The following is a 24,125-nucleotide window of genomic DNA, read 5'->3' as shown; positions in this document are numbered from 1 at the left end:
AGGAAAGAGCCTTCTGTCCTTATGCGCCTTCAAAGACGAGCGGTTTGACGCGCAAAAACATGCCTGTGGATTCCAATGTATCGACGACCTTAGGGTTGATCGCCTGATCCAGATACAACAGAGCGATGGCATCTTCGCCTATGGCCGAGCGGCCAAGGGTGAAGTTGGCGATGTTCACGCCGTTCTTGCCCAGCGTCATGCCCAAAAGGCCAATAATCCCCGGCACATCTTCGTTTGTGGTATACAGCATGTGCTCGCCCACTTCGGCGTCGATATTGATACCCTTGATCTGAATAAAGCGCGGCTTGCCATCGGAAAAACAGGTGCCCGCAATCGACCGCTCACGCTTGTCGGTGACCATCGTCACCTTGATATAGGCGTCAAACACCCCCGATTTGTCCTGCCGGGTGGTCGATATCTGAATGCCTTTGTCCTTGGCCACGATCGGGGCGGAGACGAGGTTCACATCCGGGTTCTGCGCCCTGAGCACGCCCGCAATCACCGACTGGTTCAGCGCGGCGATGTTCATTTCGGACACGCGGCCGTCATAGAGAATGTTGATCGCCTTGATCGGCTCGTCGGTCATCTGGCCGATGAAGGCCCCCAGATGGCTGGCAAGCTTGACCCAGGGGCCCATGACGATGGCCTCTTCGGCGGTGACATTCGGCATGTTGAGCGCGTTGGTGACAGCGCCGGTCAGCAGGTAGTCGGACATCTGTTCGGCCACTTGCAGCGCAACGTTTTCCTGCGCTTCACTGGTCGAGGCCCCAAGATGCGGCGTGACCACCACGTTGGGCAGGTTGAACAGTGGGTTTTCCGTTGCCGGTTCCACCTCAAACACATCCAAAGCGGCACCGGCCACCTGGCCTGATTGCAGCGCCTCGGCCAGCGCCGCCTCATCGATCAGACCGCCACGGGCGCAGTTGATGATACGCACGCCTTTCTTGGTCTTGGCAAGGTTCTCACGGCTCAGGATGTTGCGGGTCTTGTCGGTCAGCGGCACATGCAGAGTGATGAAATCAGCCCGCGCCAACAACTCATCCAGCTCAACCTTGGTGACACCCATCTGGATCGCCCGCTCTTCCGACAAGAAGGGATCATAGGCGACCACCTTCATGTGCAGGCCAAGGGCGCGATCACAGACGATGCCGCCGATATTGCCCGCGCCGATCACACCAAGGGTCTTGTTGAACAGTTCCACGCCCATGAAGCGGGACTTTTCCCACTTACCCATATGGGTGCTGGCATTGGCCTCGGGCAGTTGACGCGCCACGGCAAACATCATCGCGATGGCATGCTCAGCGGTGGTGATCGAGTTGCCAAACGGCGTGTTCATCACGATCACACCCTTTTTCGACGCGGCCGGGATATCGACATTGTCGACACCAATCCCGGCGCGCCCAATAACCTTCAGCCGAGTGGCCGCAGCCAGCAGCTTTTCGGTGGCCTTGGTGGCAGAGCGGATGGCAAGCCCGTCATACTGGTCGATGACGGCAAGCAGGGCATCTTTGTCTTTGCCCAGTTTGGGCATGTAATCCACCTCGACCCCACGGTCGCGGAAGATCTGAACGGCGGTTTCGGAAAGTTCGTCGGAAACAAGAACGCGGGGGGCCATTATGGAACCTATCTTGAAAGGGAAGGGGGTGGCGGGGTGAACCCCGCCCTACAAATGGGGGGTTGGGCGGGGTTCACCCCGCCATCCCGATCAGGCGGCTTGCGCCATTGCTGCGATTTCGGCCTCGAACGCATGGGCGATCCAAGGCATCAGCGCGGCCACATCGGCGGTTTCCACCGTCGATCCGCACCAGATGCGCAAACCGGCGGGTGCATCGCGATACGCGCCGATATCGTAGGCAACCCCGGCCTTTTCCAGCCTCTTGGCCACCGCTTTGGCAAAAGCCTCACCATCGGTGATCCGCGCGTCGGCAAATTTGAGGCAAACACTGGTCGTCGACGCAGTCTCAGCCGTTTCAGCCAGATTTTGCAACCATGGGTTCGCGGCGCAGAAATCCCAGACCACCTGCGCATTGGCGCTTGCCCGGCCAACCAGCCCTTGCAGACCGCCCACCGATTTGGCCCATTTCAGCGCCACAAGGTAATCTTCCACCGCCAGCATCGAGGGCGTGTTGATCGTTTCACCCACAAAAATCCCCTCAATCAGCTTGCCCTTGGCTGTCAGGCGGAAAATCTTGGGCAGCGGCCATGCGGGGGTATAGCTTTCCAGCCGTTCAACCGCGCGGGGCGACAGGATCAGCACGCCATGCGCGCCCTCACCGCCCAGCACTTTTTGCCAGCTGAACGTCACCACATCCAGCTTGGCCCAGTCCATCTCCATCGCGAAGGCCGACGAGGTGGCATCACAAATGGTCAGCCCGGCGCGATCTGCCGGAATGCCATCGGCATTTGGCAGGCGGCAGCCGCTGGTCGTGCCGTTCCATGTGAACACCACGTCCTTGTCAAAATCGACGGTCGAAAAATCAACGATCTGGCCGTAAGGGGCTTTCTTGACCACCGCATCCAGCTTCAGTTGCTTGACCACATCGGTCACCCAACCCTCCCCAAACGACTCCCACGCCAGCATCTCAACCGGGCGGGCACCAAGCAGTGACCACATCGCCATTTCCACAGCGCCAGTATCGGAACCAGGCACGATGCCGATGCGGTAATCCGCAGGCACACCCAGAATCTCACGGGTCAGGTCAATGGCTTCAAGCAGCTTTGCCTTGCCGACAGCGGCACGATGCGAGCGGCCCAGCGGCGCGTCGTCAAGCATCGAAAGGGAAAAGCCGGGGATCTTGGCACAAGGGCCAGAAGAAAAGCGCGGGTTTGCCGGGCGCAACGCCGGGGCGATCAGATCAGCCATGGTATCCTCACAGATAAATGCCCTTCGTTGGGGAAGGGTGTCCCGCTGCCGCGTTTACAGAGCCGCCCCCTCTGGCACAAGAGGGAAAATCGTCGTAATGCGGCGCATCACCGCGCGAAAACGACGCCCCTGCCAGACGGACCCTGCCCATGTTTACAGCCACCCTGCTGACCAACCCGGAAACGCCTGTCCTTGACCGCGCGACGGTGGAGTCGCTGCGCAACGCGTGGGGCGGCGGCGATGCGATCTGGCTTGATCCGGGTGTGGCGGCGGAATTTCCACTGGAAGCGGTTCCCGCAAATCTATGGGACGTGTGGTCCGGCCTGCAACCCTTGGGCATCGACCTTGCCGTGCAGCCTGGCGCGAATCGCCGCAAACGCCTGCTTATCGCCGATATGGATTCAACCATGATCCAGCAAGAATGTATTGACGAGTTGGCGGATGAGGCGGGGGTGGGCAGCTATGTCGCGGGCATCACCGCCCGCGCGATGAATGGCGAGCTGGATTTCGACAGCGCCCTGCGTGAGCGTGTGGGCCTATTGCGCGACATGCCTGCCGATACCATCACCCGCGTGATCCGCGACCGTATCACCCTGATGCCCGGCGGCCTTGCCCTTCTGACCACGATGCGCGCAAATGGTGCATATGCGGCACTGGTGTCGGGCGGCTTCACGGCCTTTACCGCGCACATTGCCGCCGTTCTGGGCTTTGACGAGAATCGCGCCAATACCCTATTGATCGAAAACGAGAAACTGACGGGCCATGTCGCAGATCCGATCCTTGGCAAACAAGCCAAGCTTGATGCGCTGCTAGAGATCACCGCCCGGCTGGGTATCACGCCCGACGATGCCATCGCCGTGGGGGATGGCGCCAATGATCTTGCCATGCTGACCAACGCGGGCGCAGGCGTGGCGCTGCATGCCAAGCCATCGGTCGCCGCTCAATGCAATCTGCGCGTCAACCACGGTGATCTGACCGCGCTTTTGTATCTGCAAGGCTACCGGCGCGAAGAATTTGCAGCATGATCGTCCGCGCAGCGATTCCGCAGGATGCGCCCGCCATGGCTGACCTGCTTAACCGCATCATCGCCATTGGCGGCACCACCGCGCATGAAGACCAAAAAAAACCTGACGCCGTGTGCCACGATTACATCGACGGTCCCGACACCCTTACCTGTGTGGTTGCCGAAGTCGGCGCGCAGATCATCGGCTGGCAGGCGGTTGGCTGGCATGACGGAGACCCGCACATTGGCACCTTCGTCAGCCCGGACGTTCAGGCGAAAGGCACGGGCGGCGCTCTTTTCGCGCAAACCAGCATGCTGTGCCTCGACAAGGGTATCGCCGGGATTTTCGCCACCATCCGCGCCGACAATGTGCCAGGGCTGGCCTATTACGCCCGGCTCGGGTTCACCGACATCGGGGCCGAGCCGGATTACGCACTGAAATCCGGGCAGGTCGTCGGGCGCATCCACCGCAAGTTTACCCTGCGCTAAGGCCAAGCCCGCCGTCGGGGCGCAGAAAGGCAAAGCCATTGGCCCCAAGCAGCAATCGCCCCGCGTCCAGATGCGCGGCATGGCAGGGCGCGCCGTCTATCAAAGCGCCGGTGGCAGTCAGCACCACCGGGCGAGCGGACAGGTTGAACACGCAGGCCAAGCCGTCGCCGCGCGCAAACCCCAGCACCGGCTCGGGCAAATCAAAGAACCGGGTCCGCCCGACCTGCAACGCGGGGGTCATGCGCCGGAACGCCAGCATCTCGCGGTAAAACTCCAGCACCGACCCCGGCACCCCGTCCTGCGCCGCCACATTGCGCGCCAGCTGCGGCGCTTTCACCGGCAACCACGGCTTTACCTCGGAAAACCCGCCATGCTCCGACGCGTCCCAGACCATCGGCGTGCGACAGCCATCGCGCCCCTTGTAGTCGGGCCAGAACCGTATCCCCGGCGGGTCGGTCAGTTCTTCAAAAAGCACTTCCGTCTCAACCTGCCCGGCCTCCTCCCCCTGATACAGACAAACCGAGCCCTCGAACGACAGCAACATCGCCGACGCCAACTTGGCCACCGCATCGGGAGCGCCGTGACTGGCCCAGCGAGAGGCATGCCGGATCACATCATGATTGGAAAACGCCCACATCGGCCAGCCATCGGGCGCACCGGCAAAGAAGCCTTCGATCTTTTCACGGAAATGGCCTGCGGTGAATTCCGGCCCCAGCATGTCAAAGCTATAGGCCATGTGCAGCCGCCCCGGCTGGGTATATTCTGCCATGATCGCCACATTGCGCCACGCTGCATCGCCCACCTCGCCCACCATGGTGCGGTCAGGGTATTCATCTGTCAGCGCGCGCATGCGCTCCAGCCAGCCTGTGTTTTCGGGCCGCGATTTGGAAAACACATGATCCTGCAAGTCATAGGGGTTCACCGGCGGGCGGTTGTCACGCGTCGGCATCGGGCCATTCGAGCGCAGCTGATCATCGTGGAAATAGTAATTCACCGTGTCCAGACGGAACCCGTCCACCCCACGTTCCAGCCAGAACCGCAGCACCTCCAGTGCCCAGTCCTGCACCGCCGGGTTATGAAAATTGAAATCCGGCTGGCTGGGCAAGAAGTTGTGCAAATAATACTGCCGCCTGCGCGCATCCCACTCCCACGCCGACCCACCAAACACTGACAGCCAGTTGGTCGGCGGGCTGCCATCGGGGTTCGCATCGGCCCAGACATACCAATCGGCGCGCGGGTTATCGCGGCTTTGCCGGCTTTCGCGAAAAAACGCATGCTGATCCGACGAATGTGAAATCACCTGATCAATGATCACCTTTAGCCCAAGAGCATGAGCCTGCGCCACCATCGCATCAAACGCCGCCAGATCACCGAACAACGGGTCGACGTCGGTATAATCCGAAACGTCATAGCCCATATCTGCCATCGGGCTTTTGAAAATCGGGCTTAGCCAGACCGCATCAACCCCCAGAGCGGCCAGATGCGGCAGGCGCGCGGTGATCCCGACCAGATCGCCAATGCCATCGCCGTTGGAATCCTGAAAAGACCTCGGATAGACTTGATAGGTCACCGACCCGCGCCACCATTCCGCCATACCCGTCCCCTACACCGTTTACCACAGTCAAACCGTTTTGAATCTGTGCTTCAAGCTGCAATCCGCACAATCCTAGTGTTGCCCGTTCACAGCATACCGATGTATACAGCGCTAATGCGCCAAAGCCTGCTCCAGATTTACGACGCCCGCATCGCGGCGGGCACCCTGCGCCCCGACCCGGCGCAGCATGGCGTGCTGCCGGAACTGGACTCGCTGCGCACCTGGCTGGAAGAAAACGCCACTCGCCGCACCGGGTTGTTCGCCGGGTTGTTCGCCAAACCACTTACCCCACCAAAGGGACTTTACATGTGGGGCGGGGTCGGTCGCGGCAAATCCATGCTGATGGACCTGTTTTTCGACGCGACCGACATCGACAAAAAGCGCCGCGTTCATTTCCACGCCTTCATGCAGGACATTCATCACGGCATCCACGCCGCACGCAAGGAAGGTGTCGAAGATCCGATCGCGCCGGTGGCCGATGCCATCATCAAAGATACCCGTCTGCTGGCCTTTGATGAAATGCAGATCACCGACATCACAGATGCGATGATTGTGGGGCGACTGTTTGAAAAGCTGTTCAATGCTGGCGTCGTCATTGTCACAACATCCAACCGCGTGCCCGAAGACCTGTATCTCAACGGCCTGAACCGCGCACTGTTCCTGCCTTTTATCGCCATGCTGCGTGACCGGTTGACCGTGCACGAGTTGGAAAGCCCCAACGACTATCGCCAACACCGGCTTGCCGGGGCGCAGGTCTATTTCCACCCCGCAGGCAAGGCCCGTGCGCAGATTGATGCGATATGGACCGACCTGACGGGCGGCATGCAAGGTGTGCCCCTGAAACTGCCCGTCAACGGGCGCGAGGCAGAGATCCCCCGCTTTGCCAATGGCGTTGGCCGTGCCACCTTCTGGGAGTTCTGCGCCCGCCCCTTGGGAGCCGCTGATTTCCTTGCCATCGCCGCCGCCGTCCGCGTGCTTATCCTTGAGGATATCCCCCAACTGTCGGCCAGCAACTACAATGAGGCCAAACGCTTTGTCATGCTGATTGACGCGCTGTATGAAGCCCGCGTGCGCCTGATCTGTTCCGCCGCAGACGAGCCCGAACGGCTTTACACCGAAGGCACCGGCAGTTTTGAATTTGAACGCACCGCCAGCCGATTGCGCGAAATGCAGGGCGCTGACTGGGGCCAGTAAGGCCAAAGGCCCGGACCTGTCGGGTCCGGGCCTTTGCTTTTCAGGAACGCCTTACTTGAACCGCTTGATCTCACCCGATTCCAGCCGCGCCAGATAGCTGTTCAGTTCGCGCTTCACGACAGGCATCAGGAAATACAGGCCGATAATGTTCACCACGGCCATCGCAAAGATCGCGGCGTCCGAGAAGTCAATCACCGGGTCCAGCGATGCAGCAGCGCCAATCACCACGAACACACAGAACATCACCTTGAACGAGATCTCCTGGTTTTTGCCCTCACCGAACAGATAGGTCCAGGCCTTCAGCCCATAGTAAGACCAAGAAATCATGGTTGAAAACGCGAACAGCAAGACTGCGATCACCAGCACATATGGGAACCAGGGCAAGGCTGATCCAAACGCAGCCGAGGTCAGGCCAACACCCGTCGTGCCCGACGCGGTGACGATCTGGCCATTCTCGCCCAAAATATACAGCCCCGTCGCTGCATCCGTGGTCAACTGACCCGTGATGATGATGACCAGCGCTGTCATGGTGCAGATCAGCACGGTATCAATGAACGGCTCCAACAGTGACACGAAGCCTTCGGTGATCGGCTCTTTGGTCCGCACTGCCGAATGGGCGATAGCAGCAGAGCCAACGCCCGCCTCGTTCGAAAACGCGGCCCGCCGGAACCCTTGGATGAGCGCCCCGATCATGCCGCCGACGATCCCGTTGCCGGTAAAGGCCCCGTTGATGATCTGACCAAAGGCCCAGCCGATCATGTCGTAGTTCATCACCAGAATGATCAGCGCAGCACCGACATACAGTACGCCCATCAAGGGCACGACACGCTCGGTCACCCGTGCAATCGACTTCAGCCCACCGATGATCACGGCAAAGACGATGGCGGCAAAGATCACCCCGGTGATCCAGCCCGGATATTGCCCCAGCACACTCGCCAATTGCTGATGCGCCTGATTGGCCTGAAACATGTTGCCGCCACCCAGCGACCCCAACACACAGAAAATCGCGAACATGACCGCAAGTATCTTGCCGCCCGGAAGACCACGCTCGGCAAACCCTTTGGTAATGTAATACATCGGGCCACCCGAGACCGTGCCATCAGGATACTCGTTGCGATACTTCACACCCAAAGTGCATTCGGTGAACTTCGATGCCATGCCAAGCAGCCCGGCCAGTATCATCCAGAACGTCGCTCCTGCTCCACCAATGGTGACAGCAACCGCCACCCCGGCAATATTGCCCAGACCAACGGTGCCGGACAGCGCGGTTGCCAGCGCCTGAAAGTGGCTGACCTCACCCGCGTCATTTGGGTCAGAATATTTGCCGCTTACCAACTGGATAGAATGGCGCCAGACGCGAAATTGGATAAAGCCGAAATACAGAGTAAACACCGACGCCGCAATCACCAGCCACGCCACAATCCACGCAAATCCTGTGCCGGGGATCGGAGCAAAGATAAAACTCACAAACCACCCGGTCGAGGCGGCAAAAATTTCGTTCACTGTTTCGTCAATACTCTGCGCCCGCGCCGAACCCGCGGCAAAGATCGCGAAAGCCGCCAAAAGATGGGTAATAAAACGTGTCATCTGGAACTCCTTTTACGGAACGATGGTGCAAGGCACCGGTGCAATCTGCGCCAGCGTGCCCGCAACAGAGCCAAAAACGCGCGACATCACGCCTGAATTGCCGGTCCGCCCAGTGACAATCTCACTTGCCCTGATCTCGGTAGCGACATCACAGATCGTCTCGGTCACATGGCCGTATTTGATGGCTGTCTCAATCTCGACACCCTGCCCCTGATACGCCGCCACCAAGGGCGAGATGATCGCGGCCTCGGCCCGTGCAAGTTCCTGCTTGCGTCGCGCATGGCGCTCTTCCAACTCCTCCGCGGTCAGAAAGGTGTAGGGCGACCATTCCAGCACATGCACCAGCATCAGTGACCAGCCCTCACGCTTCGCCCGCGAATGGGCAAAGGCCAAAGCCCGCGCACCCGCGTCGCTGCCATCCACGGCAACCAATATCTTCCCCGGCATATCCATACTCCTTTGTTGGTGTTTCACACTGATCTGACGCGTCAGCTTGGGGCGGCAGCACACCGCCCATCCCCACATGTTAACGAAAATGTGAAAGTCAGGTCGTCCGAAAAGTGTCTCACGACCAGCCCACTCGCCTAAATTTCTGGCCATTTCACATCATTTGGGCGCAACATGGGAATTTGACAGGCAAATAGCCCAGATCACCTTTGTGCTTGCCTCTTGCGCGCAGTCCCAACACCATCGCCCCTGCACAGCGTACAGATCGGGGAGGGCACAGATGAAATCTCACGACAACAGGGCGTGGTTTTTGCTGATCCCGGCGGCTGCGGTCATGACCTTTGTGGGCCTTTTGCCGCTGCTGACCGTGCTGAACTTCTCGTTTCACGACATCTTCACGCTCGACAGCCTGCACTGGATCGGGACCGAGTGGTATGAGTCCATCATCACCTCGACCCGCTTTCACGCCAGCCTTGGCCGCAGCCTGCTGTTTTCTACGCTGGTCCTTGGCATTCAACTGCCGTTGGGCATTGCAATCGCGCTGCTTCTGGTGCGCTCGGGGCGCGTGGGGCTGTTCATGCTGCTGTTGGTCGCGGTGCCGCTGGTGGTGCCGTGGAACATGATCCCGATCATGTGGCTGTCACTGGTCAACCCTGATACCGGCCTTGCCGGTCGGGCGATGGTCACCCTGGGCATCACATTTGACTACAAATTCACAGCTCTGCACACATGGGCGCTGCTGCTGGTGATGGACACATGGCACTGGCTGGGCCTTGTGGTGATCCTCGCATATGCGGGTCTCTCCGGCATTCCGCGCGCCTATTATCAGGCCGCCGCGATAGATGGCGCATCCCGCTGGGCGCTGTTTCGGCATATAGAGCTGCCCCGGATCAGTTCAGCGCTGTTCATCGTGATCCTACTGCGCTTTGTCGACAGCTTCATGATCTATACCGAGGCATTTGCCATCAACGCAGGTGGGCCAAACAACGCCACCACCTTCCTGTCGCTCGATCTGGGCGAGGCGATAAAGGGCTTCAGCTACGGCTCTGCCGCAGCGCTGGCCATGGTGTATTTCCTGATCGTGCTGTCTGTGGTGCGCATCTTTGTCGCGGTCACCGACCACCGCAAACGCCAACAGCCAGAGGTTGGCGCATGATCCTTCTGCGCGCGGCGGCGCTTGTCGCACTGGCAATGTTCATCCTGTTGCCATTGGCGCAGACCATCCTGCTCAGCTTTACCGCCACCCTGCCGCATGAGGGCGTGAAGGTGGGCGGCATTAGCCTGATCAACTATCGCAACATCTTTGCCAATCCTGCGCTGGTCGATGCGCTGATGAATTCGCTGATCTATGTGCTGCTGAATGTGGCGCTGTGCCTGATTGCGGGCCTGCCTGCTGCCTATGCCTTTGCCCGCTACCGCTTTGTCGGCGACCGGCACTTTCTGTTCCTGATGCTGGCCTTTCGCCTGACGCCCCCTGTCGTTCTGTCGCTGCCAATCTTTATCCTGTTCGCGCAATTTGGCCTGATCAACAGCCCCGTCGGCATCGCACTGGTGCATTGCCTGTTCAACTTGCCGATTGCGATCTGGATCCTGGAAAGCTTCATCCGCGCCGTTCCGCGCGAATTTGACGAAACCGCTTTCCTTGACGGCCACTCGCTGCCCAGCTTTTTCCTACGCCACATGATCCCCGCCATCGCCCCCGGCATCGGCGTCGCCGCGTTTTTCTGCTTTATCTTTTCATGGGTAGAGGTGGTCTTCGCCCGCATCCTCACCGTCACTGCAGGCAAACCCATCACCATGGCCATCAACGCGCTCTTCACCTTTCAAACCGACATCGGGCTGGTGATGGCAATGACCGTGTTTTCCCTGTTGCCCGGCCTTGCGATGATCTGGTTCGTCCGAAACCACATCGCGCGCGGGTTTGTGATCCGAACCTGAAGGAGCGCGGAACGGCGGCTAGTGCCAATCAGCCTTGCGTGTGAACGGCAGGAATGCGGACCTCTCGGTCATTCACTGCGATTGCAGAAATAACTGACTTGAGCGTCGGTTTTACAGATCGCGCGCCGTCGTATCGTCATTCCTACATGACCATTGCAGGCGACATCGTCCTCTCTTTACATGGTATCGATCAAGAAACCTGAAGACACAGGAAAACCGGTGCCAAAGCTGCTTTTTTCAATACCGCTACTGCTCTTGGCTGGCTGTTCCACCGAAGCAAACCATATTGGGAACCCGCTGACATGGCCCGTCACGTCGGTCGGGTCTGCGCTGTCAAATGTCAACTATGACGCCCGCCGCGCACAGGTGTCAGACTTTGTCACTGCGCATCAGGCAATGATCTTGAGGCAAGCCATGCTAGGCGGAGGGCCCGAGCTGACCGGTGCCATGAACCTTGCCGACGTTCCGGAAGCTCGCCGCTCAGCCCTGATCAAGGAACTGACCAATAATCCAATCTACTTTAACAACACCGAAGCTCTTGTCGTCGCGCTGATGGTTCATGGCAGATGACAGCCCGGCCCAGCCGCCTGCTTGTCTTGGCCTGAGAGGGGCAACAGCTTGTTGGGCGCGCCGACTTGGATGATAATCTGAAACACCGAAATGGCCTCAAACCGCCCATCTGAACGCTCTCCCCGGCAGAGCCGCACCGGCTGCTGAATGAGGTATATGTGTCCGGGCCATCTGCAGGCCCGCGTGGGAAAAGGTTAAAAAACCTTAACCCAACAGCGCCAACCCATTGAATTTATTATACTCAAGACTCTTCCCCCTGTGTTACATCAGCCCCAGACCTGCCACAGCAGACGGGCGGCCATCAGGGTGGATGTGGTGACCAGCAGCGGCTTGATCAGCCGCGCGCCGACCCGCATCGCAAGCCGCGCGCCCAGTGCGGCCCCCGCCACCTGAGCGACCGCCATGGCCAGCCCCACCGCCCACCACGTCGCACCCGAGAAAACAAAAACCGCCAGCGACCCAAGGTTCGAGGAAAAGTTCAAAAGCTTGGTATGGGCCGTCGCCTTGAGCACGCCATACCCCGCCAAAAGGATAAAGCCGAGCATGAAGAAACTGCCCGTCCCCGGCCCAAAAAAACCGTCATAGGCCGCGATCAAAGGCACAGCCGTAAAGGTGAACACCCCCGGACCCATCCGCTGCACCCGGTCCTGATCGCTCAGGCCCGGTTTCAGCGCAAAGAACAGCGCCACCGCGACAAGTATCACCGGCATGATCACCCGCAGCACCTCGGCCGGGATCAGATGCGCGACCAGCGCGCCGCATGCCCCCGCAGCCAGACTGACCAAGGCCATGCCGGCCTGATCACGCAGACGGACATGCCCCGCGCGCGCATAGCTGACCATCGCTGTCCCTGCGCCAAAGGTGCCTTGCAGCTTGTTGGTGGCCAGCGCCTCAACCGGGCTGGCCCCCGCCAACAGCAGAGCGGGAACCGAGATCAGCCCGCCGCCCCCCGCAATGGCATCAACAAAACCGGCCCAAAAGGCCGCAAGGATCAGCAGAGCCACAAGATCGGCAGTCACTTCGAACATGTCGGCCTCACACAGATTGCGAGGCCGTTCTGATCCGGTCTTTGCACGAAGTAAAGGCCGCTAGAGCGCCTGCCAATGCACCCCAGCGGGCGGCACGGTGATGCCCTCCCACTCCACCGGATCGGGGTTGTAGTTGAACCAAAAGCGGTGCGTGTTGCTGTTGCGCTGGCGCAGTCCATCGGGCAGCGTGGTGGTTTTCAGCCCCGCACGATGGCACGCTGCGGTCAGGATACGGTCAAGCGCCACATCATCCGGCCAGCCCGCAAGATAGTGCAGCCCCCCCGCGACGATCAGCGCGGGGAAACCATCGGCCGATTGCTCGATTACCTGTGCTGTGGTGTCCAGCTTTTCGCGCCAGTGCCGCAGGTTACCTCCCGCCGCAAGCGGGACCGGAACATCAGGTGGCAGGCTTTCAACCCGCATCACAGTGGCGTTCAGCCCCGGCAGGTTGGGTGGCATCGGCACGGGCGTTGCAAATTCAATTGTCTTTGCGTTGCTGCGCGGACCAATAATGCTTTGCCCCTGATGCGCAGCCAAAGCGGCCAGAAGGCTGTCAGACAGCGTGGCTACACCGGGCGCCATCACCAGCGGATAGCCTGACAGATCAGCAGTATCGGGTGGCAGGATATCGACGTTCAGGCCAAGTCGACGCAGCCCTTTGTAAATGTGGAACACCAACCGGAAGTAGTCGAAATCACGGCCCTGAGGCTGGGTCTGCCACGCCCACGCCGAAGCATAATCGAACACCAGCCCCACATCGGCCAATGCGGTGCCCTGTTCGGGCTGGCTCGCCAATTCGCGCGCGACTTGCGCCGCCTCGTCATGCGCGGGGGCTGCCACGCTGTCGGGGCGCAACAGGCCGGCGTGCATCTGTTCCTGTGCAAAAGGGGCCTGCCGCCAGCGGAAATAGCACACCGCCTCGGCCCCATGCGCAAACGCCTCCCATGCCCAAAGCCTTGCCATACCGGGTAATGGGTCAGGGTTGTAGGGCGCCCAGTTCACCGGGCCGGGCTGCTGTTCCATGATCCACCACCGCCCGCGCCCGACAGCCCGGTACAGATCATGGTGAAAGGCTTGCAGGTCAGGATCACCTTGGCGGACAAAGCGGCGCTTATGGTCAGGCGTGGCCTCCAGCCGGTCCGACAGAAATCCAAGCGGGTAACTGTCCCATGACGCGATATCCAGATCGGCACCGACGTCGAAGTGGTCGAAGTCGGTCACGCGGCCCATGTAGTTATGCGCAATGGGCGCGTCGGAATGGCGGCGGATGATTTCAGTTTGCAGGCGGTTGAAGCTGACCACCTCATCACTGGCAAAGCGGCGAAACGCCATCACATGCGCCGGGTTCGCCTCGGTCACGGTCAGGTTGGGCAAGCCGATATTGTCAAAGCGGTCATAATCCATTGACCAGAACACATTGCCCCAAGCCCGGTTCAGCGCGTCGGTCGATTGATACCGCTGCGCGCACCAATCACGGAACGCCGAAAGTGCTGCTGGCGAATAAGACAACACTGTATCATGGCAAGCATATTCGTTATCCGTCTGCCATGCAGCCACATGCGGGTTGCGGCCATAGCGTTCGGCCATCGCCTGCACAATCCGGGTACACTCGCCCCGATACCCCCGGTGAGAGAAATCATAATGCCTGCGCGAGCCAAAGCCGCGCGGGCGACCCTGCGCATCCACTGCAAGCATATCGGGATGGCGGTCGATCATCCAGCGTGGCGGCGTGGCCGTGGGCGTGCCCAGCACCACTTGCAACCCATGCCGCCCCAGCGTTTCAATCGCCCGGTCCAGCCAGCCCCAGTCATAGGCGCCCGGCACAGGCTCCATTCTGGCCCATGCGAATTCACCGATCCGCACCCATGTCAGGCCAAGTGCGGCCATGCGGGCGGCGTCTTCCTCCCACTGAGGTTCCGGCCAATGTTCGGGGTAATAGCAGACGCCAAGAGTGCGCTTCATGGGTTTGGTCCAGGGCTAAGGGGGTCAGAGCAGGACGCGCGGTTCGGCGCGGCCCTTCAGGGGCGTGTCTACGGCAAAGGTCTGGCCATTTGCGGGATTGTCGTTGGTCAGATCCCGCGCGGCAGAGGTGCAGTAAAGCTGACTGAAATCCGAGCCGCCAAAGGCCGGGCAAGTGGTCTGCGGGCAAGGGAAATCATAGGTCTGCAACTTTTCGCCCGAGGGTGTGTAGCCTTCCACGCAGCCCCGGCCCCAGAACGCGATCCACAGGTTGCCTGCGGCATCGGTCACAGCGCCATCGGGATACCAGCCCTGCGCCGTGAAATCCAATACAACCTCGGGCGTGGCACAAGGCCAGCCGTGGGAATCCAAAGCCACGCGCATCACCTGATGCGTCGGCGTATCGCTGAAGTATGCGGTGCGGCCATCCGGGGCAAAGCACTGTGCATTGGTCACGGTGATGCCCTCCCACAGCTTGCGCAATTCGCCCTTGTAAAAGCGGTAGAACGCGCCTGCACCGTTCGCCTCGGCCTTGGCCATGGTGCCGATCCAGAACCCGCCCATCGGGTCGGCGCGGCCATCGTTCGACCGGGTTTCTGGGTTGTCGGCCTCTAGCGCGCAAAGGGTTTCTTCGGTCCCGCTGCCCAGATTGAACCGGAAAATGCGGCTTTCAGATGCGATCAGCACCTCATCCTGGCTGATCCAGCCCGCGGCGCTGACCATTTCGGGAAAATCCCACTGGCGGCTGGCCGAATGCAAACGACAGTTCACAATATCGAACCATAACAGCTCACCCCTGCCGGGGTGCCAAAGCGGACCTTCGCCAAGAATGCATGGGGTCGCGTCAAACACGGTCATGCCGTGGCCTCGTCATAGGCTTTGACAATGGCTTGTGCGCGAGCGGAGACTTCGGCGACCGACAGGCCGGGAGTATAGATCGCGGTGCCGATGCCAAAGCCATCCGCCCCCGCGTTGATCCAATCCGAAAAGTTGTGTGGGCCAGCCCCCCCGACCGCATAAACCGGAGTGGCGCGCGGCAACACGGCACGCATCGCCTTGATACCTTCGGGGCCGATCAGCGAGGCTGGAAATATCTTCAGCCCGTCCGCCCCGGCCTTCAAAGCGGCAAAGCACTCGGTAGGCGTCAACACTCCGGGCCACGAGTCCATGCCGCGCGCCTTTGTCTCTGCGATCACTTGCGGGTCGCAATTGGGCGACACGATCAGTGTGCCGCCAGCCGCCTGCACTGCTGCAACATCGGCAGGTGTCAGAACCGTGCCCGCACCAATCTGCGCCCGCCCCGCCGTCGCCTGCGCCATGGCAGTAATGGAGGCCAGCGGATCGGGTGAGTTCAACGGCACCTCGATCCGGGTGATCCCGGCTGCAATCAGCGCTTCGGCCACCGGCACCGCATCGGGCGGCGTTATACCGCGCAGAATGGCAATGAGGTTGCGATGGGTCATATGGCTGTCTCCAACTGACGGGCAAGACTGGCAAGGCCAGCCAGAGTGCATTCGGTTGCGGGCAGGATGCGCGCGGTTACCCCTTGTGTGGCAAGTGCGCGGGCGTAGCTGTGGCACAGCGCCTCGGCCCCGATCAGGGTGATTGGCTGACCCAGCCAATAGGGCTTGGCGGCCGCCAGTTCGACCCCGATCAACAGTCCCGACAACCGGGCGCGGGCCTGTGCTGCGGGCAGGTCGGCAATCAACCCTTCGGCCCGCAGGGTGAACAGCTGCGCACCAATCCGGTCAGGGCGCGACAGGGCATCCGACAGACCTAGGTCAAAGGCTACATCGTCCCAGCCACCGCTTGCCATGCCATGCCGTAGCACCGAGTGCTCTGCCAACAGGGCAAACATCTCGCCCGTCATAAAGGTTTGGAAGCTGACCACTTCGCCCGCACTGATCTGCGCCCATTTCGAATGGGTGCCGGGCAAACACATCACCCCGTCAAAGGCTGGATGCAAGGCAAGCGCGCCCGCAATCTGGGTTTCCTCACCGCGCATCACATCGGCGGGCTTTGCCTGTTTCAGACCAGGGGCAATGTAGACGGCCGCCCGCGCATCAGCGACCTTTACCCGCACCAACCCCGCCCGGTCCAAGGGCGTGCAGGGAACCGCGCGATAGGGCGCCTCATGCCAGCCCTGACGGCTGCCTGCCATACCACAAACGATGACAGGCGTGACATCAACCCCAAGCCACGGCGCAATCAGCGACAACAGCGACGCTTCGAACTGGTCGCGCGCAAGGCGGCCCATGCCATCTTCCGACGCGGCCGAGGCCAGAACCCGTTCGGACCCCATCGCCCAGACCCGCAGGTTGGATGTCCCCCAGTCTACCGCAATCCAGTCTGGGGTCACAGCCGTTCTCCTTCAACCACCCACATCGTCGCGGGCCATGCCACAGGCAGCAATATGCCTTGCCCCATCAGCGCGCGCCCGGACAGAGTCAGCGGCCCGTTTTTCAACGCATTGGGTCCGCGCGATTGCGGCGGCGCGTCCCCCGCATTGCGGAGGGTGATACGATAGAGAGCCGCAGGGTCAAGCCCGGTCAGTCGCAACGGTCGCGGCAGTATCTGCACGGTCTGCGCGTTCTGCCCGGCAAACAGTACAAAACGCCCGCCATCAGCGGCAAGTTGCATTTCCGACGTCACGGTCGGGTCTGCGCTGTCCAGCCGCAGGATCGTGCCCGCCATCATCCACACGCGGTTGGCCTTGTACCACGCCGTCACCTCGCTCAGCACCGCGGCATCGGCGCCGGAAATTTTGCGCGGGTCCATCTCGAACCCAAAATGCCGCTGCGCCGCGACCCATGCGCGGAATGCCATCGGCAGGGCGCGGCCAGTGGTGTGACTGTGCAAAGCGCCGACATGGCTGCCCGTGACGCAAGACGGCAGGAACAGCGCCGCGTCGTGCTGCATCCGCAACCGCTCTTCCGCATCGATGCAATCCGACAGCCAGACCCGATGCGTGCGCGCCAGGATGCCGGCATCAATCCGCCCGCCTCCGCTCGCGCAGCTTTCGATCTCGACACCCGGATGCGCGGCCCGCAGACGGTCGAACAGGTCATAGGCCCCATGGCTCTGCACCGCATCGACCACCGGAAGCAGGCGGTTGTGATCCCACTTGATGTAATCGATGTCATGCCCGGCCAGAATGGCCGACACGGCATCGAACAAGTAATCGCGGACCTGCGGTTTCGACAAGTCCAGCACCAGTTGATGCCGCCCAGTCACCTGATCTACCGGACCCAGCATCCAGTCGGGGTGCGCCCGGAACAGGTCGGAATCGGGGTTCACCATCTCCGGCTCGAACCACAGGCCAAAAGTCATCCCCAGCGACTTCACATGCGCAATCAACGGCTGTAGCCCATCGGGCCACTTGGTGCGGTCAATGGTCCAGTCGCCCAGCGACGTAGTGTCATCATCGCGCCGCCCGAACCAGCCGTCATCCAGCACGAACCGCTCTGCGCCCAAGGCGGCCGCGCGATCGGCAATGTCGGACAGGTCGGCAAGGCTGTGGTCGAAATAGATCGCCTCCCAGCAGTTGTAATGCACCGGACGCGGGCGGGCCGGGTTTGGCCATTTCACCACACGATCACGCGTGTCGCGTTGAAAGGCCGCGGCGATGCCATTCAGGCCGATGGTGGAATGGAGTGCGACCAGTTCGGCGGTCTCAAAACGGCGCTTGGCTTGGGTCTCAGCCCCTGTCGTCGCTCCGAACTGCACCTGACGGCGGCCGTCTGGCAACTCCTCTGCGACCATCCGGTGCCCGCCCGACCATGCGTAATGCAGAGCAAATGCGCTGCCGCTGGTATTGGTGCAACCAGTTTCGGGCAGGATCAGATAGGGTGGGTGCTCATGCCCTGACCGGCCCGTGCGCGCTTCCCGCATCCGAATGCCGGGGGCCCAAGGCACATGGTTCAGATGGAATTCCCGCACCCAACGGCCATGCAGGTCGATCATGGTGTCGGCCGCCTGCGGCGCGGGCAGTACCGGTGCCGCCAGCCAGTGCAGGCGAATATCTCGATCAGCCTCGAGGACGGTTTGCAGCGTGAAAACCCCGGTCGGCTGCGCAGTGATCCGGTGGGCAAGTGTCAGACCCATTGCGCTGCAGATCAGCGACAGGCTGCACGCACTGTGTTCTGCGCGGTCAAAGCTGAACACCGGATGCAGCGGAGTGCCATCAGCCTCGGCGCAGATCAGCCCTGGTTGCCCGGCAAAGGCGCGGCCTGACTCTGGCGACAGCGTCAGCGCGGGCAGTTGGTCGATCATGCCGCCGGTCAGGTCATGGCGCGCGCTTGCGGCAAGTTGCGCCAGATCTTCGTCGTCGGGCAGCCGCGCGCCCCAATAGATCACCATTGGCAAACCGCCATTCGACGTCAGGGCAAGCGTTTGCTCCCCAGCATCCATCCGCCACTGCATCACTTCACCGCCCCAAGTGTCAGACCGGCAATGAAATGCCGCTGCATCAGAAAAAACATCAGCACCGGCGGCAAGGCCGCCAGAATCGAGCCTGCCGACACCAGATGCCACTGCGCAATCCACTGCCCATTCAGCGACGACAGACCCGCCGTTACCGGCTGCGTCGCCGCACTGGTGGTCAGCACGGTGGCCCAGAAAAAGTCGTTCCAGATGAAGGTGAAGACCAGCACCGACAGCGCCGCAATCGCTGGGCGCATCAGCGGGATCACGATGAACCAGAAGATGCGCCATTCGGCAACGCCCTCGACCCGCGCGGCCTCGATCAATTCAAACGGCAGGGATTTTATGAAATTCCGCATGAACAATGTGCAAAACCCGGTCTGGAACGCGATGTGAAACAGCGCCAGCCCATACCAGGTATTATACATCCCAAGGCTGAGCGTCAGATCTCGCACCGGGACCATCAGGATTTGAAACGGCACGAAATTGCCCGCCACGAACATGAAAAACACGATCAGGTTCGAGGGAAATCTGTAAATCGCCAGGGCAAACCCGGTCAGGCATGACAGGGTAATCGCCCCGATGACCGTTGGGATCGTCACCCAGAAGGAGTTCAGCATGTATTGCAGCATCGGCGTGTTCTTGAACACCAGCGCGTAATTTTCAAACGCAAGCGCCGAGGGCATGCCAAAGTAATTGCCCTGCGCCAGATCAGACGCCGGCCGCACCGAGGTAAGTGCAACACCCAGTAGCGGCAGCAGCCACAAGAACAGCGCGACCGGCACGGCGATTTTATAAAGCGTCTGAATGGGGGCTGAAAGCTGGGTAATCGGACGGGGAAACATGGCCTAACGCTCCGTTTCGTCGCGCCACATCTTCCAGATGAAGCCCGAAATGAAAATCATCATGATAGCAAACAACACCACCGCAATCGCAGCGCCATATCCCATACGGTAGCCATATTCGCTAAGCGCCTGCTCATACATGTAAAACGACAGCACGCGCGAAGACCCATAGGGGCCGCCGTTGGTCATGATCGACACCAAGTCAAAGCTGCGCAGCGCGCCGATCACCGTGACCACGACCGCGATAAAGGTCGCCGGACGCAATTGCGGCAGGATGACATACCACAGCATCCGCCAGCCCTTGGCACCATCCAGCCGTGCGGCCTCTACCTGATCGGGGGCCACGTTGTTCAGACCCGTCAGATACAGGATCATCACATAGGCAATCTGTGGCCAAAGCCCTGCTGCGATAATCCCATAAGTTACATAGCGATCATCGGCCAGAACGGCTGTGCCCTTGCCGGTCAGCCATTCCAGCAGGTTGTAGAACAGCCCGAAATTAGGCGCATAGAACCACGAAAACATCAGGCCAACCACAACCTGTGAGATCACAAACGGAAAGAAGAACAGCGACTTATACAGCCGCATCCCCGAAATCGTCTGGTTCAGAAAAATCGCGATCATAAGCCCGGCGGGCACCGCCAGCATGTAAAGCACCAGCCAGATCACGTTGTTTTTCAACGAGGTGTAGAACGCGTCGTCATCAACCAGTTCAATGTAATTCGCGGTGCCGATCCATCGCGCGGCACCCAGCCCATCCCAGTCGTAAAAGCTGACCCAAATCGACTGAAAAATTGGAATGATCACATAGATCATAAACATGAACAGGCCGGGGGCCAGAAACAGCCACGGCGCAATTCTGCGCTGGTTGGCTTTCCACAGTGCGGACATAGCACGCCCTCATCTTCCGGGGTGAGAAGGCCCCGGTGTGTTCACACCGGAGCCGGTTTGCCGAGGAAGCATCGCGCCACCCCGGCCTTTGCGCTTACTTGTAAATGCGCGCGCGAGCCTTTTCGAGACGGTCCAGAATGGCGTCAACGTTGTCAGGTTTCACCATGAACTCCTGAAACCCTTCCATCCCGACTTTGGCCATTTCGGCAGGTGCGTCGCGGTCGAAGAACTGCGCAAGAGCGTAGGCACCCGACAGAGCTTCGAACCCGGCAACAAGGAAGGGATCATCCGCAGGCACGGACGAATTCTTGTTGGTCGGCAACTGACCAACCGCCGTGTTCCACTTGGTCTGCGCCTCGGCACTGGCGACAAAGGCGAGGAAGGCTTTGGCATCCTCGACGTTCTTGGCACCAGCCGGAATGTGGATCGTATCGGTCGGTGCTTCTTCGGCCCGTGGAATGCCCGGTGTGATTTCCGGAAAGATCATGAAGCCAAGGTTTTCGTTGGTCATGCCGCCTTCTTTGAAGGTGCCGACGGCAAAGTTGCCCATGACGTAATTGGCTGCCTTGCCCTGTACCAACAGCGCCGCCGCATCCTGCCAGTCAATCGCCGCGTGGTTCGCGGTAGTATAGGGCAAGATCTTTGCCCATTCAGCGAACACGGCTTTGACCTTTGGATCGGTCCACTCCACCTTTCCGGCGGTCAGGTCCATGTGCCATTCATAGCCATTGGTCCGCAGGCTGAGATAATCGAAAATTCCAGCAATTGGCCACAGGGCCTTTGAACCGGTAGTCAGGCAATCTACGCCCGCTGCCGCGAATTTTTCGCAGTTGGAAACGAACTCAGCCCAGGTTGTTGGCACCTCTGCGCCAGCCGCAGCGTAAGCGTCTTTGTTGAAATAAATGCCCCACTGGTAATAGGTATAGGGCACGCCCCACTGCTTGCCATCAATGGTCATCGACGCCTTGGCCGAGGCCAGATCGTCGCCAAGGCCCGCCGATTCCCACACATCGCTCACATCCATGAACTGACCAGCCGCAACAAACGGAGCCATGCGGTTGCCCGCATACCAGTTGGCCAGATCGGGGGCATCCGCAGTCAGAAAGTTGCGGATCGCGGTTTTGTAGCCTTCGTGGTCAAAGTTGTTCAGCTGGACGTCGATGTCCGGATTTGCGGCCTCAAAGTCCGCAATCAGCGCCTCCATCGCTGCCAGCGGAATCGGGTCGTAATCGGCATTGTATTTAAGCACACGCTGCTGCGCCGATGCGGCAGTGGACAACAGCAAAGCCGCCGTCAGGGCCAGAGCGCCCTTTGCAAGATGGACCATGGTTTCCTCCCGTTTGGTTCCATTATTTGAAACTTAGTCTTGAATATTGAAAACTATGTCGGGTATCGTTATGGCTGTCAACAGGGACGCTGCGGGAGGAATGAATGGGAAGCGAAGGACACTCCGACGGAACGGTCGGGAAAGCGCTTGATGTGCTCGACATGGTTTCCAGCCATGGCCACCCCGTGCGCTTTTCCGATCTGCTGGAAAAATCGCCCTATCCCAAAGCCACGCTTTACCGGTTTTTGCAGACGCTGACGCATCAGGGCATGCTGGCCTATGACACAGATCGCGGCACCTATTCGCTGGGGGTGCGACTGGTGCGATTGGCCCATACGGCTTGGACGCAAAGCTCACTTGCACCATTGGCGCGCCCATTTATCAGTGACTTAGCGGCCCAGACCGGGGAAACGGTTCACCTTGCCCAGATGGATCAGGGGCAAGTTTTGTATGTCGACAAGCGCAATGCGGCAAAGCCGGTTGAGATGTTTTCGCAGGCCGGAAAGGTTGGCCCAGCCTATTGCACCGGGGTGGGCAAGGCGATGCTGGCCTTCATGTCCGATGATGCAGTCGAAGCCGCAATCTCGCGCCAGTCGTTTCACCGCTTTACCGATCACACGCTCGACACACCGGGCAAGCTGCGTGCCGAGTTAGCGGCGATTCGCACCCTTGGTTATGCCTTTGACCGCGAAGAGCATGAGCCGGGAATCATCTGCTGTGCCGCACCGATTCTCGCACGCAGCGGCAAAGTGATGGGGGCACTGTCGGTGACATCAACCACGGCGCGCAGCTCGCTTGCGACGCTGGAGGCAGAAGCCACTCGAATCACGGACTGCGCCACGCAGATCGCAGCCGAAGCGGAAAACTGGCGTTTTCCGGATCAGAATTAAGGGGAGGATACGGGAATGACAGGCGTTACGCTGAACCGCGTGGTCAAGAAATACGGTGATGCTCAGGTGATCCATGGCGTGGATCTGGAGGTGAAGGACGGTGAGTTCTGCGTCTTTGTCGGACCATCGGGGTGTGGTAAATCCACGCTTTTGCGTATGGTGGCAGGGCTGGAGGAAACTTCAGGCGGCGCTATCCACATTGGCAGCCGCGATGTTACCCACGCCGACCCGGCAGAGCGCGGCGTTGCGATGGTGTTCCAGACCTATGCGCTTTATCCACACATGACCGTGGCTGAAAACATGGGGTTTGGCCTGAAAATGACTGGCCATCCCAAGCCCGAAATTGAGCGCAAAGTGGCCGAGGCCAGCCGTATCCTGAAGCTGGGTGATTATCTGACCCGCAAGCCAAAGGCGCTGTCTGGTGGCCAACGCCAGCGGGTTGCGATCGGTCGTGCGATTGTGCGCGGGCCAGAAGTATTCCTGTTCGACGAACCTTTGTCGAACCTTGATGCCGAGTTGCGAGTGGAAATGCGGGTGGAAATTGCCCGTCTGCACCGCGAAATAGGGGCCACGATGATTTATGTCACCCATGATCAGGTCGAAGCGATGACGCTGGCCGACAAGATTGTGGTGCTGCGCGCGGGTCGGGTGGAACAGGTCGGCGCACCGCTGGACCTCTATCACGACCCCGACAACAAATTCGTGGCGGGTTTCATCGGCAGCCCCGCGATGAACTTCGTCTCGGCACAGGTAGCTGCGCCGGGCAGCGTGACGGCGCCCGGCCTGAATGGCCCGGTCAGCCTGTCGATGCGGTTGCCTAAACCCGGCCAGCCGGTAACACTTGGCATCCGGCCGCAACACCTGACCCTGACCGAAGGCACCACGCACAAGGTCGAGATGACCGAAGCACTTGGCGGGGTCAGCTATCTGCATGTCACTGGCGAAACCGGCGAAAAGTTGGTGATCGAGTCGCGCGAAGACCCAAGAGTGCGATTGGGCGACCGAGTGGCTGTCAGCTTTGATGCGGCGCAGATGATGGCGTTTGACGCCAAAACCGACCTGCGCCTGCGCTAAACTG

General features: G+C 60.3%; 22 protein-coding genes. 8 read left to right on the top strand and 14 right to left on the bottom strand.

Translation table 11 applies throughout. The annotated features are described in order from the left end of the window. Nucleotides 1-19 precede the first annotated feature (19 nt). Nucleotides 20-1,615: a phosphoglycerate dehydrogenase gene (gene serA / locus Q8K08_RS14525; protein ID WP_305250521.1), complete on the bottom strand. Its 1,596-nt coding sequence runs from the start codon at nt 1,613-1,615 to the stop codon at nt 20-22. Nucleotides 1,616-1,705: 90 nt separating this feature from the next. Next, nucleotides 1,706-2,863: a phosphoserine transaminase gene (locus Q8K08_RS14520; RefSeq protein ID WP_305250519.1), complete on the bottom strand. Its 1,158-nt coding sequence runs from the start codon at nt 2,861-2,863 to the stop codon at nt 1,706-1,708. A gap of 149 nt (nt 2,864-3,012) precedes the next feature. On the opposite strand from Q8K08_RS14520, the gene serB reads away from it, so the two are divergent. Together serB and Q8K08_RS14510 are read left to right on the top strand one after the other, a co-directional pair. After that, nucleotides 3,013-3,888, top strand: coding sequence for a phosphoserine phosphatase SerB (gene serB / locus Q8K08_RS14515; RefSeq protein ID WP_305250518.1), 876 nt, complete (start codon nt 3,013-3,015; stop codon nt 3,886-3,888). Beyond that, on the top strand, nt 3,885-4,355 hold the full coding sequence (locus tag Q8K08_RS14510; RefSeq protein ID WP_304804485.1) for a GNAT family N-acetyltransferase: 471 nt from the start codon (nt 3,885-3,887) through the stop codon (nt 4,353-4,355). Before serB ends, Q8K08_RS14510 begins: the two co-directional genes overlap by 4 nt. Here Q8K08_RS14510 and Q8K08_RS14505 read toward each other — a convergent pair. Further along, nucleotides 4,342-5,949, bottom strand: coding sequence for an alpha-amylase family glycosyl hydrolase (locus Q8K08_RS14505; RefSeq protein ID WP_304804482.1), 1,608 nt, complete (start codon nt 5,947-5,949; stop codon nt 4,342-4,344). The genes Q8K08_RS14510 and Q8K08_RS14505 overlap by 14 nt on opposite strands. Nucleotides 5,950-6,063: 114 nt before the next feature. Between Q8K08_RS14505 and zapE the strand changes: the two genes are divergently transcribed. Beyond that, nucleotides 6,064-7,143: a cell division protein ZapE gene (gene zapE / locus Q8K08_RS14500; RefSeq protein ID WP_305250707.1), complete on the top strand. Its 1,080-nt coding sequence runs from the start codon at nt 6,064-6,066 to the stop codon at nt 7,141-7,143. 51 nt (nt 7,144-7,194) lie between these two features. Here zapE and Q8K08_RS14495 read toward each other — a convergent pair whose 3' ends face one another. Further along, entirely contained in the window at nt 7,195-8,730 is a 1,536-nt protein-coding gene (locus Q8K08_RS14495) for a sodium:alanine symporter family protein (RefSeq protein ID WP_305250516.1), read from the bottom strand. 12 nt (nt 8,731-8,742) lie between these two features. Continuing rightward, a complete protein-coding gene (locus Q8K08_RS14490) occupies nt 8,743-9,177 on the bottom strand; it encodes a universal stress protein (protein WP_304799882.1) in 435 nt (144 codons plus the stop codon). Between the two features lie 280 nt (nt 9,178-9,457). Here Q8K08_RS14490 and Q8K08_RS14485 point away from each other — a divergent pair, with 280 nt between their 5' ends. From Q8K08_RS14485 to Q8K08_RS14475, 3 genes are all read left to right on the top strand, one after another. Then, nucleotides 9,458-10,333: a carbohydrate ABC transporter permease gene (locus tag Q8K08_RS14485; protein WP_304799884.1), complete on the top strand. Its 876-nt coding sequence runs from the start codon at nt 9,458-9,460 to the stop codon at nt 10,331-10,333. Continuing rightward, a complete protein-coding gene (locus tag Q8K08_RS14480; protein ID WP_305250515.1) occupies nt 10,330-11,115 on the top strand; it encodes a carbohydrate ABC transporter permease in 786 nt (261 codons plus the stop codon). The genes Q8K08_RS14485 and Q8K08_RS14480 overlap by 4 nt, the downstream gene beginning before the upstream one ends. A 153-nt stretch (nt 11,116-11,268) precedes the next feature. Further along, nucleotides 11,269-11,685 (top strand): hypothetical protein, encoded by a 417-nt coding sequence (locus Q8K08_RS14475; RefSeq protein ID WP_305250514.1) that lies wholly within the window; start codon nt 11,269-11,271, stop codon nt 11,683-11,685. 266 nt (nt 11,686-11,951) lie between these two features. On the opposite strand, the gene Q8K08_RS14470 is transcribed toward Q8K08_RS14475, so the two are convergent. The 9 genes from Q8K08_RS14470 to Q8K08_RS14430 form a co-directional block, all read right to left on the bottom strand. Further along, nucleotides 11,952-12,713: a TSUP family transporter gene (locus Q8K08_RS14470; RefSeq protein ID WP_305250512.1), complete on the bottom strand. Its 762-nt coding sequence runs from the start codon at nt 12,711-12,713 to the stop codon at nt 11,952-11,954. Nucleotides 12,714-12,773: 60 nt separating this feature from the next. Further along, nucleotides 12,774-14,675 carry a beta-galactosidase gene (locus tag Q8K08_RS14465; protein WP_305250511.1) on the bottom strand — a complete coding sequence of 634 codons (1,902 nt, stop codon included), beginning with the start codon at nt 14,673-14,675 and terminating at the stop codon, nt 12,774-12,776. A 24-nt stretch (nt 14,676-14,699) separates the two neighbouring features. Next, a complete protein-coding gene (locus tag Q8K08_RS14460) occupies nt 14,700-15,530 on the bottom strand; it encodes an SMP-30/gluconolactonase/LRE family protein (protein ID WP_305250510.1) in 831 nt (276 codons plus the stop codon). Next, nucleotides 15,527-16,135 (bottom strand): 2-dehydro-3-deoxy-6-phosphogalactonate aldolase, encoded by a 609-nt coding sequence (locus Q8K08_RS14455; RefSeq protein ID WP_304797175.1) that lies wholly within the window; start codon nt 16,133-16,135, stop codon nt 15,527-15,529. Before Q8K08_RS14455 ends, Q8K08_RS14460 begins: the two co-directional genes overlap by 4 nt. After that, a complete protein-coding gene (locus tag Q8K08_RS14450) occupies nt 16,132-17,031 on the bottom strand; it encodes a 2-dehydro-3-deoxygalactonokinase (protein ID WP_305250509.1) in 900 nt (299 codons plus the stop codon). The genes Q8K08_RS14455 and Q8K08_RS14450 overlap by 4 nt, the downstream gene beginning before the upstream one ends. After that, a complete protein-coding gene (locus Q8K08_RS14445; RefSeq protein WP_305250508.1) occupies nt 17,028-19,082 on the bottom strand; it encodes an alpha-galactosidase in 2,055 nt (684 codons plus the stop codon). Before Q8K08_RS14445 ends, Q8K08_RS14450 begins: the two co-directional genes overlap by 4 nt. 11 nt (nt 19,083-19,093) lie before the next feature. Further along, the gene (locus tag Q8K08_RS14440; RefSeq protein ID WP_305250507.1) at nt 19,094-19,939 is read right to left on the bottom strand and encodes a carbohydrate ABC transporter permease; all 846 of its coding nucleotides are present in this window, start codon (nt 19,937-19,939) and stop codon (nt 19,094-19,096) included. A gap of 3 nt (nt 19,940-19,942) precedes the next feature. Beyond that, on the bottom strand, nt 19,943-20,830 hold the full coding sequence (locus Q8K08_RS14435; RefSeq protein WP_304800668.1) for a carbohydrate ABC transporter permease: 888 nt from the start codon (nt 20,828-20,830) through the stop codon (nt 19,943-19,945). 94 nt (nt 20,831-20,924) lie between these two features. After that, nucleotides 20,925-22,157 carry an ABC transporter substrate-binding protein gene (locus Q8K08_RS14430; protein ID WP_305250505.1) on the bottom strand — a complete coding sequence of 411 codons (1,233 nt, stop codon included), beginning with the start codon at nt 22,155-22,157 and terminating at the stop codon, nt 20,925-20,927. Nucleotides 22,158-22,261: 104 nt separating this feature from the next. Here Q8K08_RS14430 and Q8K08_RS14425 point away from each other — a divergent pair, with 104 nt between their 5' ends. Beyond that, nucleotides 22,262-23,047 carry an IclR family transcriptional regulator gene (locus tag Q8K08_RS14425; protein ID WP_305250503.1) on the top strand — a complete coding sequence of 262 codons (786 nt, stop codon included), beginning with the start codon at nt 22,262-22,264 and terminating at the stop codon, nt 23,045-23,047. Between the two features lie 15 nt (nt 23,048-23,062). After that, a complete protein-coding gene (locus Q8K08_RS14420) occupies nt 23,063-24,121 on the top strand; it encodes an ABC transporter ATP-binding protein (RefSeq protein ID WP_304798961.1) in 1,059 nt (352 codons plus the stop codon). Nucleotides 24,122-24,125 lie beyond the last annotated feature (4 nt).

Origin of the sequence: Pseudotabrizicola sp. (genome assembly GCF_030684215.1) — a bacterium.
In the GTDB taxonomy this organism is placed as follows: domain Bacteria; phylum Pseudomonadota; class Alphaproteobacteria; order Rhodobacterales; family Rhodobacteraceae; genus Pseudotabrizicola.
Note: the sequence above shows the minus strand (reverse complement) of the source record. Positions and strands in the feature narration are given on the sequence as shown.